The 14,393-nt window shown below is 43.8% G+C and carries 15 protein-coding genes; 4 read left to right on the top strand and 11 right to left on the bottom strand.

Annotated features, from left to right (window positions below; all coding sequences use genetic code 11):
• Window positions 1-620 precede the first annotated feature (620 nt).
• The 4 genes from rocF to MHH93_RS27935 form a co-directional block, all read right to left on the bottom strand.
• On the bottom strand, window positions 621-1,586 hold the full coding sequence (gene rocF / locus MHH93_RS27950; protein ID WP_500056726.1) for an arginase: 966 nt from the start codon (window positions 1,584-1,586) through the stop codon (window positions 621-623).
• Window positions 1,576-2,796, bottom strand: coding sequence for an ornithine--oxo-acid transaminase (locus tag MHH93_RS27945; RefSeq protein WP_500056725.1), 1,221 nt, complete (start codon window positions 2,794-2,796; stop codon window positions 1,576-1,578). The genes rocF and MHH93_RS27945 overlap by 11 nt, the downstream gene beginning before the upstream one ends.
• A 140-nt stretch (window positions 2,797-2,936) precedes the next feature.
• A complete protein-coding gene (locus tag MHH93_RS27940) occupies window positions 2,937-3,593 on the bottom strand; it encodes an amino acid ABC transporter permease (protein WP_500056723.1) in 657 nt (218 codons plus the stop codon).
• Window positions 3,594-3,616: 23 nt separating this feature from the next.
• Entirely contained in the window at window positions 3,617-4,438 is an 822-nt protein-coding gene (locus tag MHH93_RS27935; protein ID WP_500056721.1) for a transporter substrate-binding domain-containing protein, read from the bottom strand.
• Window positions 4,439-4,760: 322 nt separating this feature from the next.
• Between MHH93_RS27935 and MHH93_RS27930 the strand changes: the two genes are divergently transcribed.
• Window positions 4,761-5,405: a GntR family transcriptional regulator gene (locus tag MHH93_RS27930; RefSeq protein ID WP_500056719.1), complete on the top strand. Its 645-nt coding sequence runs from the start codon at window positions 4,761-4,763 to the stop codon at window positions 5,403-5,405.
• Window positions 5,406-5,462: 57 nt separating this feature from the next.
• Here MHH93_RS27930 and MHH93_RS27925 read toward each other — a convergent pair whose 3' ends face one another.
• Window positions 5,463-6,197 carry a class I SAM-dependent methyltransferase gene (locus MHH93_RS27925; RefSeq protein ID WP_500056717.1) on the bottom strand — a complete coding sequence of 245 codons (735 nt, stop codon included), beginning with the start codon at window positions 6,195-6,197 and terminating at the stop codon, window positions 5,463-5,465.
• Between the two features lie 164 nt (window positions 6,198-6,361).
• On the opposite strand from MHH93_RS27925, the gene MHH93_RS27920 reads away from it, so the two are divergent.
• Window positions 6,362-6,709 (top strand): hypothetical protein, encoded by a 348-nt coding sequence (locus MHH93_RS27920; protein WP_091019856.1) that lies wholly within the window; start codon window positions 6,362-6,364, stop codon window positions 6,707-6,709.
• A gap of 242 nt (window positions 6,710-6,951) precedes the next feature.
• On the opposite strand, the gene MHH93_RS27915 is transcribed toward MHH93_RS27920, so the two are convergent.
• The 4 genes from MHH93_RS27915 to MHH93_RS27900 form a co-directional block, all read right to left on the bottom strand.
• The gene (locus MHH93_RS27915; protein WP_017691121.1) at window positions 6,952-7,179 is read right to left on the bottom strand and encodes a cold-shock protein; all 228 of its coding nucleotides are present in this window, start codon (window positions 7,177-7,179) and stop codon (window positions 6,952-6,954) included.
• 188 nt (window positions 7,180-7,367) lie between these two features.
• Window positions 7,368-7,568 (bottom strand): cold-shock protein, encoded by a 201-nt coding sequence (locus MHH93_RS27910; RefSeq protein WP_024633772.1) that lies wholly within the window; start codon window positions 7,566-7,568, stop codon window positions 7,368-7,370.
• Between the two features lie 395 nt (window positions 7,569-7,963).
• On the bottom strand, window positions 7,964-8,200 hold the full coding sequence (locus tag MHH93_RS27905) for a DUF6953 family protein (protein ID WP_036607962.1): 237 nt from the start codon (window positions 8,198-8,200) through the stop codon (window positions 7,964-7,966).
• Window positions 8,201-8,350: 150 nt separating this feature from the next.
• The gene (locus MHH93_RS27900) at window positions 8,351-9,139 is read right to left on the bottom strand and encodes a CPBP family intramembrane glutamic endopeptidase (RefSeq protein ID WP_500056715.1); all 789 of its coding nucleotides are present in this window, start codon (window positions 9,137-9,139) and stop codon (window positions 8,351-8,353) included.
• A 307-nt stretch (window positions 9,140-9,446) separates the two neighbouring features.
• Here MHH93_RS27900 and MHH93_RS27895 point away from each other — a divergent pair, with 307 nt between their 5' ends.
• Window positions 9,447-10,094 (top strand): phosphatase PAP2 family protein, encoded by a 648-nt coding sequence (locus MHH93_RS27895; RefSeq protein ID WP_500056714.1) that lies wholly within the window; start codon window positions 9,447-9,449, stop codon window positions 10,092-10,094.
• Between the two features lie 152 nt (window positions 10,095-10,246).
• On the opposite strand, the gene MHH93_RS27890 is transcribed toward MHH93_RS27895, so the two are convergent.
• The gene (locus MHH93_RS27890) at window positions 10,247-11,026 is read right to left on the bottom strand and encodes a helix-turn-helix transcriptional regulator (protein ID WP_047841163.1); all 780 of its coding nucleotides are present in this window, start codon (window positions 11,024-11,026) and stop codon (window positions 10,247-10,249) included.
• A 112-nt stretch (window positions 11,027-11,138) separates the two neighbouring features.
• Here MHH93_RS27890 and pyk point away from each other — a divergent pair, with 112 nt between their 5' ends.
• Window positions 11,139-12,554 carry a pyruvate kinase gene (pyk, locus tag MHH93_RS27885; protein ID WP_339239141.1) on the top strand — a complete coding sequence of 472 codons (1,416 nt, stop codon included), beginning with the start codon at window positions 11,139-11,141 and terminating at the stop codon, window positions 12,552-12,554.
• 144 nt (window positions 12,555-12,698) lie between these two features.
• Here pyk and MHH93_RS27880 read toward each other — a convergent pair whose 3' ends face one another.
• Window positions 12,699-14,228, bottom strand: a complete 1,530-nt coding sequence (locus tag MHH93_RS27880; RefSeq protein WP_500056711.1) for a methyl-accepting chemotaxis protein — start codon at window positions 14,226-14,228, stop codon at window positions 12,699-12,701.
• Between the last annotated feature and the right edge of the window lie 165 nt (window positions 14,229-14,393).

Genomic DNA, 14,393 nt, shown 5'->3' with positions numbered 1-14,393 from the left:
CCAATAAAGTATTGAAAAGAGCGATAAGCTCATTTTGAATCTGACGAGATTAAAATCTCATTTGTGCTCCAGCCGATTCAAGCCAAGGCTTGTTTCAAACTTTCGCTTTCACTCTGCAAGCAGAATGTTTACTCACTCGTTGTTCAGTTTTCAAAGATCAAACTTATTTCGCTGCCGAATGTCGTTCTCTTCAGCAACTCTTATATAATATCATGTCCGCACCAACTTTGCAAGCTCTTTTTTTAAGTTTCTTTCGAAACTTATTTCATTTGCTTGCCGCACCGTGTTTCTTGTGTTTTCTTGGCCGGAATTAGAATATACCATGTACAGTTTTACATTGCAAGCTTTTTTTGATAAATGCTAATCACACGCACTATCGGCACAATATGTAACCTAATGCTCCTGTACTATAGAAATGACTCTTAGCATCCTCATTAGGCTGCTTCTAATATACCCATCCTCTAAACACAACCAGGGAAGCCACTTTCACTTGCGATTGCAGTGAACAGTTGATTGTGACCAGCCCTGGTTTTCGGAGATCCCAGCTTTCTTTCCTTCTATATAAATAAGAAATTCATTTCTTAGGCACTGCTTACACACTACACTTCACTGCTCAGTACCTATAATATGCGCTTACCAAGCAGAGAAGATATCAGTTCCACACCAAGTCTCGCCGTATGTCTATTGTGGTCAAATAACGGATTCACCTCAACCAGTTCCATCGACGTAACTTGATTTGTGGAAGCAAGTATCTCCAAAGCGTAATGCGCCTCTCGGTAATTCAAACCACCCGGTACCGGTGTACCTACACCCGGAGCCTCTCTTGGATCCAGACAATCCATGTCAAAACTGACGTGAATACCATCTGTCCCTTTTCCCGCTGTATCTATCGCCTGCTCAATAACTTGCTGTATTCCCATCCGGTCAATATCATGCATCGTAAATGCTCGGATTCCCAGAAACTTAATCTGCTCTTTCTCATACTCATCCAGGTCACGAAGACCAATATAGACCAAGCTGGACGGATCAATAAATGCACCTGCTCCAGCAATTTGAGATAGATTAAATGCAGTATGCCCCAAGGAAGCAGCCACACTCATCCCATGCATATTGCCGGATAAGCTGCGTTCTTCCGTATTCAAGTCTGCATGCGCATCGAACCAGATCACACCCATATTGGAATAGTGCGCAGTTAACCCGGCAAACGTACCAATGGCTACACTATGGTCTCCCCCAAGCACAAGTGGAAAGGCCCCCTCTTTTACCGCAGCAGATACTTCATGACACACCTTCTCACTGACCTGACGTACCTCATTGAAGTGTTTTACACGATTACGCTCAGTAGGGGCAGCCGGTTCAGAAGGACAATCTACCCGCACTTCTTTGGAAAGCACTAGCCCAAGACTCGCAATCTCCCGCTTCAGTCCGGCTGTAATCAATTCATCAGGTCCCAACTCTGCTCCACCTCTTGCTCCACCGAGTCCAAAAGGAACCTTAATGATGGCAATATTACGTCGCACAGATGTTTGACTTGTATCAAAAGAAGTATCTTTTATTCCACCATGTACATCATCATCATTTTTCATGTAGGTCAACTCCCTCATTGTTGATCAATACCTGCTCAATCCTCTCCAGTGCCCAGTCAATCTCGGACGCTTTAATCGTCAGTGGTGGAGCAAATCGAATAGTCGTCTCATGGGTTTCTTTGCACAGCAGTCCAGTAGACATCAAACGCTCACAATAGGGACGGGCTGATTCATACAGTTCAACACCAATAAACAAACCTTTTCCCCGAATATCCCGTATGGCTGAACTGCGAATATCTCGAAGTCTTTTCATAAAATAGTTCCCCAGACGCTCCGATCGCTCGGCAAGCTTCTCATCTTCAAGAACTTTCAGAGCTGCTATAGCCACGGCGCAGGCGAGTGGGTTCCCCCCAAACGTAGAACCATGAGATCCCGGCTCAAACAAATCCAGTATCTCCGCATCAGCAGCAATAGCCGAGATGGGCATGACCCCTCCCCCCAGCGCTTTGCCCATAATCCAAATGTCCGGTTCAGCACCTTCCCAATCGGAAGCAAAACGGCGGCCCGTTCTTCCAAATCCGGTCTGGATCTCATCAGCTACAGTTAATACCCGCTTGCTCTTACACAGAGCAAAGGCTTCAGCCAAATATCCATCAGGCGGGATAACGATTCCAGCTTCGCCCTGAATAGGCTCTACTAGAAAACCAGCCGTATTTGGCGTAATGGCCTTTTTCAGCGCTTCAATATCTCCATAGGGAATAATCCGGAATCCTGGTGTGAACGGCCCAAAATCTTTTTTATACTCTGCTGAGGAAGAAAAGGACGTAACGGTTAGAGTTCTTCCATGAAAGTTACCAGAGCATACGATGATTTCAGCTTGATTCTCCGGTACACCTTTGCAACGATAAGCCCATCTACGTACAGCCTTCACCGCAGTTTCCACCGCTTCCGCTCCTGTATTCATGGCAAGAATCTTCGATTTGCCCGTGAATTGTGAAAGTTTCTGATAAAAAAGAGAAGCTGAGCTGCTGTGGAATGCCCGGGATGTCAGAGTAACCTGATCTGCCTGATCCTTAAGCGCCTGTATGATTACAGGATGTCTGTGACCATGATTCAATGCAGAGTATGCGCTTAACATATCCATATAACGGCGACCTTCAGGGTCTTCCACCCATACCCCTTCCGCCTGTTCAATAACAATAGGGAGTGGATGATAATTAGGTGCAGCATAACGCTCCGACCAATCCATTAACATTTTGGAATCTGACATACTCACCCAACACCTTTCCAAAATATTGTATACAAAATACAATAACAATGTATGCGATGCCATCCCCATTTACGACTACCTCTCTCTTTTTCCACTCCAGCCTACTCCAAGCTTTTTCGAATCAAATCCTTTATCAATAGTTAGCGAGAAGTAGACAGTCTACGTTCCAACCAAGATAGTAAATTAGCCAGTGTAAATGTGATTATAAAATAGAGGCCGGCGGCAACAAGCAGCGGAGCAAGCGGCTGAAACGTAACACCCTGAATCGTTCTGGCCGTGTATATAATCTCAGCTATTCCAATCATGGAGACAAGCGAAGAATCTTTGATGATAATAATGAATTCATTGCCGATCGCTGGAAGCATGTTTCGAAAGGCCTGTGGAAGTATAATATAGCGAAGTGTCATACCATGCGTCATGCCAAGGGAGCGCGAAGCCTCGGTCTGCCCTTTATCAATCGCTTGAATCCCGGCCCTGAACACCTCCGCCATATAAGCCGAGCTATTCATCGTCAGAGCAACCATCCCCGACATAAATGCCGGCAGGTTCACACCTACAACCGTCAGACCATAATGAATAATAAGAATCTGTACCAGCATTGGCGTTCCTCGAATGAGTTCAATATACGCCGAAGCGACCACTTTAATTGGCCAAGTTCGGGATATTCGCATTAATGCCATGATTACCCCAAGTAATGTCCCAAACAAAACGCCGAAGAAGGAAAGTTCAAGCGTAACCCATGCACTTCGTGCATAATCTTGCCAATGTTCTAATAGAAAGGAAAAATCTAAATTCACGGCATATCCCTCACTCGTCCGGTTTATTCACCGAGCATCTCATTCGCTTCAACGACGAACCGTTCAATATCTCCATTCGTTTTGAGCTTTTCCAATGTAGTATTGATCTGATCCAGCAACTTCTGATTACCTTTCTTCACCGCGATCGCCGAACCACCCTCATCTTCAGCCTGTTCAATCTCTACACCTGCAACGACAAGCCCCTCTTGGTTGTTCACATACTGTTCAGCCACCGGCTTCTCCAAAATGAGTGCATCTACGCGTCCCGTCTGCAACTCCAGGATCAGCTCAGGTATTTTAGCCAGAGAAGTAAGCTTAGCTCCCTCTATTTCCTGAGCAATACCTTCCTGAATGGAACTCTTCTGTACGCCAACCTGCTTGCCTGATAGATCATCAATAGACTTCATTGCTGCATCATCGCCTTTTCTAACGAGAACAGCCTGTTCTGCATAATAGTAGATATCTGTAAAATCAACGTTTTTCTTTCGTTCCTCCGTAGGAGTCAGGCCCGATATTACAAAATCAACTTTATCTGTACCGAGGGCCATAAGAAGGCCATCAAAGTCCATGTCCTCAATCTTCAGTTCGGCTCCCAGATCAGCAGCAATGGCTTTGGCGATCTCGATGTCAAAACCTACAATAGTATCTTTACCATCGATTTTCTTATGAAATTCATAAGGTGCATAATCCGCACTGGTCCCAAGTACAATTACTTTCTTTTCCGCAGAGCTACTCCCCGAAGACGAAGCAGCGTCCGACCCGGTTCCTGTCGTTTTTTCCTGACCACATGCGGACATGATTACAATCACTAACAACAGCATCATTGGCAAAAGCACTTTTTTCACACATCATACCCCTATTCTTTTTTTGAATGAGTAGCATAATAATTTGTATACAATATACATAAGACAATATATGGACTTATATGTAAGTAATACTAACAAACATTTAGGTTTATCACAATCATTATTTAAACATTTATACGCTTTAATTCCATAAAATGTACTATATATAACACGGCACTTACATCGCCTGAAACATGAAGTTTGCTTGCCCAAGTTCCCCCTCGGTGTTAAGATGATAAAAACTTGAAACTCCTGAACGGCGCGCACAGTATGGCCTCACGCCCATCTAATTATTCACTATACATAGAAAGGAGGATTCGGTATGGAGGTACCCAAATACCGGTCCTTGAAAGATCACGTATACGATTACATTGCCCAGAAGATTCAGGACGGGACGCTGCTTCCCAACCAGAAGATCAACGAGGCCGAAATATGCAAAAAGCTGGACATCAGTCGCACGCCTACCCGTGAGGCCCTTTTCCAGCTGGCTTCAGACAATCTGTTGCAATACATCCCACGCAGGGGATTTATTGTCACTCCTTTTGATGCAGGCAAAAAACTGGAGTTCTCCCAGGCAATTGGTGCGCTGGAGGCACTTGCTGCCACACTTGCAGCAGACCACCTCAAACCATCTGAACTTATGGAGATGGAAACTCTTGTTGTCCGAATGGACGAAGATATCAGCCAACTTGATCTTGCAACCTACAACAAGAACCAATATCAGTTCCATAACCTGTACATTCAGCGTTGTGGTAACGCCACGGTAATCGAGATGTTAAACACATTGAAGAATAGCTTCATCCGGCAGTCGTATGTTAGTGATAACAAGCCAAAGCTATCTGAGGTACTGCTCGAAGTCAATGAAGAGCACCGACAAATTTTAAGCGCTTTTCGAGCCAAGGATAAGAACCAACTGGAAGCCCTGCTCAAACATCACTGGCGGATTATCGACAACGATATGCTGTAGTACGTTCTATCAAAACAAACCAAAGGCAACCCACCTATAGTGTGAGTTGCCTTTTTCCTATTTTTCCTTTTTGGCCTCCAGCGGTGCCCTTGCTTCAAAAATAGCATACCCCAACTTTTTGCCGTATTTCGCGAGCAACCGATCATTGGTTTGACTCATTCGCTGCATATGTTCATCCTCAAACCAATTCATATCAATCTCACGATGCGGATCATGATCAACGCCCCATTTTCCTATAGTTCGCGAGTGTTCTTTGACCTCTACCTTGGTGAAGCCACACTGTTTTAGGCGTTTTCTCCATGATGTCGCCGTTACCAGGGTTCGTATACCGTAGAATTGTTTTAGTCTGCGATACATCAATTCGGTCTTCTGGCCTGATAAAACCATCTCCCGATCCACCAAAAGTCCACCGGGCTTCAACACTCTTCTATACTCAGCAAATGCACTCCGCCATGGGGTAAAGATCGTAACCGACTCCACGAATACCATATCAAAATGATCTTCCGGGAAAGGTAACGATGCTACATCAGCCTGAACAAATCGAACATCCACCCGCTCTCGTCTTGCTCGCCGAACGGCCTTATCCAGCATCTGACGATTAAGATCAATCGCTGTTACTTGATAACCCCTTTTAGCCAAATAACACGCAGTCCTCCCAGTGCCACATCCTATCTCAAGGATATGACTATCCACAGGCAGAGATAAACTCTCCAGCAACTTCAGCGTTGCCAAAAATCCTCCGGGATGGGCACTCCCCTCCCCTAACCGAGCCAGCATGTCATGATAATCCATGCAACATCCCCTCCTCACTCCTCCCAGTGTATGGAATAGACTCAAAAACGGCTCCTCCCTATTCGATTTACCGGGTACTCGTCCATACCAAATCCTCTTTTATTTACTATGATATACAAACCGTTGAATTCAAGCGGCAACCGCATCTAATGAGGAGGATATGCATGTACAGAATTAATCGGGTATGTGAAGAAACGGTTTCTCCGCACGTTGGACGTTCCGTTTGTCTTGTTATGAAAGACGGTAAGCATATGTATGGTACGCTTAGCCAATGTCGTGATGGCAAAGTATATTTGAACGGATGTTTCGAAGGACCACGGCTATGTTCAGTCAAATCCAAACAACAGCTGGTAAAAGGCAGCAAGAAAAACGCTGTTGCATCAAAGAAAGTTAAATCTTCGGCCTACGGTCCATATGGATATGGAGGATACGGTGGGGGTTACGGCTACGGAGCAGGGATCGATCTGGCTCTGGTCGCAACATTGTTTCTGCTGCCATTCCTGTTCATCTAAAATCAAATCTGATCATAGTAAATTTACAGTCAAAACAAAGACCCTTTCTGCTAATAGCGAAAAGGGTCTTTATCTTTTCATACGATTCCCGTGAATTACGGTATACTTTCTGTAAAAAAAGATACAAAAAAAGGCATTCGCTAAAACGAATGCCGGGAACTTCATATTTAATACCCTTACCTTCGCACAGGGTGTCTGTTTAATCTAAAAAAAAACACCTCGTTAGAGGCGGGTAAGCTATGTTAAATCCGATTTCCTTTAGGCATCGTTTTCAGATTACTATTCGAATTCTCAAGCAATGGTAGCATCCTAGTCGTGCTGACCATCTCAGAAGCACATATCGGACAAGTAGGTACGTTATCAAACGCAAAATTGTCCCGCATCCATCCTTTGCACGTATCACTCGTACATTCCCAGATTGCCGCATCAGCTTGTGGAATCTCTTCCAACGGTTTTTTGCGATTATACATGACTTCTACCCCCTTTGTTATGGAAAAACATCTAACCGACGTTATTTCACAGAAGCCTACACTTAGCGGAAGTTTTACGTACCACCGAACTTCTGCCTCGACAACTATTGGGTCGACTTTTATATAACTAATCAAAAAAAAGAAGCTGCCTTTACCATTATAACATGTTAAAGGCAGCTATGCTTTAATTACAGTTTTACAACTTCTTCTGCTTGAGGACCACGGTTTCCTTGTACAATTTTAAATTGCACGCGTTGACCTTCGTCCAGCGTTTTGAAGCCTTCGCCTGTAATAGCGCTGAAGTGTACGAATACATCTTCTCCGCCTTCAACTTCGATGAAACCGAAGCCTTTATCAGCGTTGAACCATTTTACTGTTCCGTTTTGCATGTGAATTACACCTCCAAATAAAGATTAACATGTTCCTTTGTTCTTTGCAGCAAGCAAATAAAAATTCACACATTGAAAAAGGTACCAGTCATAAACCTATAAGTGATCGCCCTTTACAATATATGAATTAGGTTTTCCACTCTCTACAACTTGTTTTTATTATAACTCTAATTCAGCCAAAAAGCAAATCTTTGTATTTTCTTTTCAAACAGCTTTGGAAATACATGTTATTAACTCGCGTGGGGACAGGGTTTATCACGCTTATGTGGCTGGTCACTTGTGTACGGTCTTATGAAAGGATATGCAGATCTAATCCATCTTATACATTTTTTATATAATATTCTGACATGCATATCCAACACAACCAATGAATCCTCTCACTACAGTTTAACACATTATGTCCATGCCCACATAAATGCATCCCGATCCCAGGCGATCTGCCCACGATGAAGCTTACGGAAAGCTTTCTTCACTTCCTTGGACAATGATGTATTGCCGTTCTCGTTCACAAAAACAAACTCTTCACCGAAATGGGTCTTCACATATTCTATGGCAGCTTCCTGATGAAGTGTTCCTGTGAATTTAATCTCCTGTACCATCCATTCTGCTACGCCTTGTGCTGTCTTCTCCACTATATCACCTACTATCTGAACCTAATGTACGGATAGGCAGACCGCGTACCATGAACATATCTGTCTTCCCGCCAGACTGAAGTATACCATGATCCCACTGCTGACGGGAAACTGTATGATAACTACTTTCAAGCAATACCCGCAATACCCTTAATGAACAACCTTATTGGCCTGCTCACTTGCATGAGAAGGAATAGTCGAATTGGTTCGAATGCTCCACACTAACCATGCACAGTATGCAATCAGTACTGCCAATATAAACAGATCGTAAGGAAGTGTACCTGTGTCCTCCAGATCATTCCCTAGAAATTGAATCAGATTATGTATGAAATGAAACAAAATAAGCGGTACGATATTTCCATTCTTCAGCATTAATAATGCCAGTGCAGCACCCAGAAGCAGCGCATAGAACAATTGCATGATCGTATCTGTTGTATCCTGACCAGACAATGCGTTCAGCAGATGTGTAATTGAAAACAAGATGCTGGAGGTCACGACTGCTGCAACCGCACTTTTTCGAAGCAATGTTTTGAAAATAAGCCCTCGATAGATCGTTTCCTCCACAAAAGCCACGAGCAAGGTGAAAAAGATGAAAAAGGCTACACGGGACAAGCTCAGCTCCCCAAATCCTTTCAGGGCAATTGTACCCAGTACAAGGAGTAGCGGAATATAATACTTTGCATGGTTCGCCGGGATACTTCGCAAGGACCGGAATCCAGTCTCTCCCCACTTGCGTCTTAACGTCATATAGATGATCAGAACAATTGCAATTGGTGTGAAGGAGATGAGTACAGGGGAAGTATAGTCCAGTTGTTTTATCGTCGCAATGGCCCCTGCAGCAAATACAGCTATCAGGAGAAGTAGCTCAATAATCACTACAGTGAGCACAGGTTTACGCTCGGAAAAGGAATGTTTTGGCTTGGATTGCGGATTAATCATACATTTACCTACCTCATTTCATTTGCTTTTTTTCGTTGTCATATGAACTTATATGCCAATATAGTTGTATCACATCATCCTTATATTGAATATCCCTATTATGGATAAAACTATAAAAGTAACAAAAAAGAGACTTATCCTGACTGCTTTTCCCCTAAAATCAGGTATGGCTTATACCTGAATCTGTCCATTATAGTATTACAAGAGTTCAATGCTGCAGGGGTGCGGCGACTCTCCAACGTCATATATCTATGAAGTATCAAATAACCGATAGTTTCACAATGCATAATGAAATCAGGAGGATACTATGAAAGCATTCTTTCAGCGCTGGGGGCATTTACTGGCTATTCTGTGCATACCGCTCCAAGGCTCCATTTACGTATTTCTAGGCAGCAATACCGGAAGTGATGTCTTCTACAATTATGCCTGGATTGATACACAGATTCCTTTTCTCAAAGAATTTATTTATCCATACATTAGCTGGATGCCCATTCTGTATCTTGGATTTCTTTATTTGGGTCTGACGAATAAGTCGCTATTCTGGCGTACGCTGATTACCTATAATGTTGGCGTTATGGCTGCCAATGTCTGTTTTGCGATGTTCCCTACCCATGTACCACGTCCCGAAGTCGGCGGAACCGATCTGAGCAGCGTGTTAGTACAGTTTATCTATACGAATGATGCGCCCTTCAACTGTTTCCCAAGTGTTCACGTTCTGACGAGCTACTTGCTGTTTATCGTGATTAACAGGCATTTGAAATTTAAACCGTTGGCACGGATTTCGTGGTCAGTATGGCTGTGGTTGATTATCGCTTCGACGGTGTTTGTAAAACAACATTCCTTGCTGGACATTGCCGGAGGCATTTTGTTTGCTGAGGCCGCGTATTGGACTGTACATGTATTTGCTCTTCGTCTTGGGCAGACACGAAAGAAAGCAACCACTCACGGCTTCTAATCCAAGCAGTCATGTTTAACAGCATTGATATAGGTAACAGGTGGGATAATGATCCTGCTATACAGCAAAAGAGGGCGTAGGCCCTCTTTTTTGTACTCATTTAATTAAACCTGCTTATATAGAAGAACTTTATTTGGGTTGGACTACGCGTTTCATGCTATAGGTGGCCGTTCATGAAGAAGGTCAGACGGTGGACTTCCGGTTATACGTTTGAATATGCGGTAAAAATAAGAGAGATCCCGGTAGCCGAGAAATTCGGCAATTTCCTGGATGGAGAGTTGTGACTCGGTGAGTAGATATATGGCTCGTTTCATCCGTTGATCATGTACATATTGACTGATGGTCTGATTTGTCATGCTTTTGAATAATGCAGCAGCATAATTGGGAGTTTTATTGATTTCGTCCCCGAGCTCCTCCTTCGTCACTTTCTCCCGGTAATGACGCTCAATATATCGCTTCATCCGTTCAACATGATTATGCCTCTCTGGCGGGATAACTCCACGATCAAGCTCCCTGTTCATATAAATCAACACTTCCATCAATAAGGCTTGGCTCATCATGACATAATAAGACGGACGCTCCTGCCATTGTTGATAAATAGCGCTCATGCGTTGATGGATCAGTTCGTAACATCCAGGTTTATGCCGTAATGCCTCATACCGTTCCAGTGCAGGCAGAGTTTCCATATGGTCGCGTTGCAGTTGAATTACAATCTGTGTGTGCGTTACTGTAGGAATACTCTTGCCGTAGTATGGGGTACCACCTGGAATGAGGAGCAATTCACCCTTTTCCATGATCTGTTTATCGCCGTTCACCCAATATACACATTTTCCATAAGTAACCAAGCTAAGCCGCCAAGTTTCTTGAGATTGCACAGCTTCTTCGTACCAACCGACACCATTAATATGTCGTACTTCAAGTGGAGTGACCATAACGCACCTCATTATCGGACTATACTCTAATCATTGTACTATAGTTCATACCCTGATTCGACAGAAAACGCTACAATACACATATAAGCTTAAATATGAGGAGGAAATCAGCATGTTAAAAACAAAAATTATTTGTACCATGGGACCTGCTTGTGACTCAATCGAATTGTTGAAAGTAATGATTCAGGAAGGTATGACTGTTGCTCGTCTGAACATGGCTCATGGCGAACTGGAAGATCACGTTACACGGATTAACAATATCCGCAAAGCAGCTTCCGAACTGAACACCTATGTACCGATCATGATGGACATCAAAGGACCGGAAGTACGTATCGGCAAACTGAAAGAAGCATCCTGCCATCTGCAAGCAGGTAAAGAGCTGATCCTGACTACCGAAGAAATTCTCGGTGACGCTGAGCGTATCTCGGTAAACTATCCAGAACTGAACCTCGTTGTGAAACCTGGCGATCGTATCCTCATCGATGATGGCCTCGTAGATCTGACTGTACTGTCTGTGGAAGGATCCGATATCCATTGTAAAATCATCAGTGGCGGCATTCTGAAACCACGCAAAGGGGTTAACTTGCCAGGAATTAAAACGACATTGCCAGGTGTAACCGAGCGTGACGTTATGCACATCGGATTTGGGATCGAAAACGATATCGAAATTATCGCAGCATCCTTTGTTCGTAAAGGCGACGACATCCGTGAAATCCGCAGCATTTTGAAAGAACGCGGTGTAGAGCACGTACAGATTATCTCTAAAATCGAAAACCAGGAAGGTATGACGAACCTGGACGATATCATTGAAGCATCTGACGGCATCATGGTAGCTCGTGGAGATCTCGGGGTTGAAGTACCGATCGAAGACGTACCGATGATGCAAAAAGAAATGATCGATAAATGTAACCGTGCTGGTAAACCGGTTATCGTAGCTACACACATGCTGGAGTCCATGCAAGTGAACCCGCGTCCTACTCGTTCCGAGGTAAGTGACGTAGCTAACGCTGTACTTCAAGGTGCTGACGTTGTGATGTTGTCCGGTGAATCGGCTGCTGGTAAATATCCGGTACAATCCGTGCGCACGATGGCTGCAGTTGCACGCCGTGCTGAAACAATGATCGATTACAAAGAGCAATTCGCACAAAAATCGGCTCAACAGATCGCTGATATTACTGAAGTTATCAGTCAGGGCGCAGTAAGTTCTTCCCTCGTACTGAATGCAAAAGCAATCATCACTTCGACTGAGAGTGGATTTACAGCACGCATGATCTCCAAATATCGTCCAAAAGCGCCAATCATCGCAGTTACACAACATGAAGAAGTACTGGCGAAAATCTGCCTGCTCTCCGGTGTCATTCCGGTTATGGGCGACAAAGTTACCACTACGGATGAAATGTTCGAGTCTGCTACGCGTAACGCAATCAAAACAGGTTACATCGAAAAAGGTGACATCATTGTATTGTCCGCTGGTGTTCCAATCGGTCAATCCGGTAATACAAACCTGATCAAAGTTCAACAAGTTTAATTCAATAGCTGAAACTGAAGCTATACTTCTAAGCTATATATAGAAATACAAAAAATCCACCGAGAGCAGCAATGCATCCCGGTGGATTTTTTATTGATGATGTATGTGCCAATGATCGTGATGGTACAACAAACGGCTTCGAAATTACAGATTCCGAGAGTAATCAACCAGATCCTGTGACATGGTGTTGATCTCATCCATTGAAGCATTCACCTGCTGTGTCAGGGCAGCCTGATTTTGCGTTAACGTGGACATATTACCGATATGTTCAAGAATCTGATCAATCAGTGTTTTCATTTTCTGCATGCTATCTTCGATATTTACAGTGGCCTCTGAACTGTGATCAGCCAGTTTCCGAACCTCACCTGCAACGACGCCAAATCCCAGTCCCAGCTCTCCCGCTCTTGCAGCTTCAATGGCTGCATTCAACCCCAGCAGATTCGTCTGACTGGCAATCTCTCGAATAAACACGGTGATATTCTTCGTATCATCTGCACTGCTTTTCACTTGAATGGCTGCATCGGCTGATAACTCCTGTGCAGTAACCAGATCCTGTGCCTGATCGGTGATCGAGTTGATTCCACGTACCATCTCGCCAATGGACTCGGATAATTGTTTTGTTTTCAGATTCATGGCTTCCACGATCTGTTCCTTATTCTTCTCATGGGTTACATCTCGGATGGTTCCAGCTACACGGAGCGGCACTCCATCCTGATCCCTAATGGTTTCTCCACCCGCATGATACCAGCGATACTCCCCGTCTTTGCGTTGCAGACGATAATCCAGATCGTACGGTGTGCGACCACTGTAATCGTTCATATGTCTGGCGAATTCGTTGATCGTCCGATCATGGTCTTCCGGATGAAGTCGGCTGCTCCAACTGCTGAAAACATTGGGGAAATCCTGCTCGTCTTTAAATCCTAATTCTCTACGGAACTGGGGTGACCACCAAAACTCGTTATTCGGATTAACCACATCTCCTGCCACAACGGTCATATCCCACGGTGCCTCCACCAAGGCGCGGTTAACAAGATCATATCGGGTGACGAGTGCTTCTAGCTCATCCGATTTGCTCTTCTCCTCATGAATGTCGAACATGATGCCCAGAAGTTTGATCGGAACTCCAGCCTGATTTCGAATGACATGTCCAAGGCATCGGAACCAGCGAATTTCTCCCCCTTTTGTAATCATACGACTGATAACGTTATACGCAGTCGTTGCTCCAGTGTCATTCACATGGTTCATTATCTCTTGTACCAGCTGAGGTCTGTCATCCGGATATACCGATTTGGCCCAGCTCGCGAATGTATCGGGATAATCCTTGGCATTATGGAATCCTAACATTTGGCGAAATTCATTGGAAAACGATACTTTATTATTGCTATCCAGTGGATCACCGGCAACAATTTCAGACTCCCATAATCCTACATTCATTGCCTGATTCAGCATTCTAAGACGCATTTCCACGGCTTCGTTTTGTGCTTTCATCATATGTACTGCTTTTTTGATGTTACTGGCTATTTCATCGGTATCCAAAAATTCAATGCCATCTTCGATCCATGAGTCATAATCGCCCTTCTCTGCATTTGCTACCAGTTTACGACTATATTCCAGTAAATTCTGATGTGCATCTATACGAATGTGCTTGGTAGATTCAGTACGTTTACGAAACATGTTCATTTCTCCTCTTAGGTCATATGATATATATTTCGACATTATAAGACATTAAATGTAGAGCAATAGTCTTACTTTGTATAAAAAAACAAGAACCCATGCTGATTCAGCACGAGTTCTTGTTTCTTATATTCTTTAATTTCTATAATAATAAATCATATATGA

Source organism: Priestia sp. FSL H7-0729, assembly GCF_038005685.1.
GTDB lineage: Bacteria > Bacillota > Bacilli > Paenibacillales > Paenibacillaceae > Paenibacillus.
Note: the sequence above shows the minus strand (reverse complement) of the source record. Positions and strands in the feature narration are given on the sequence as shown.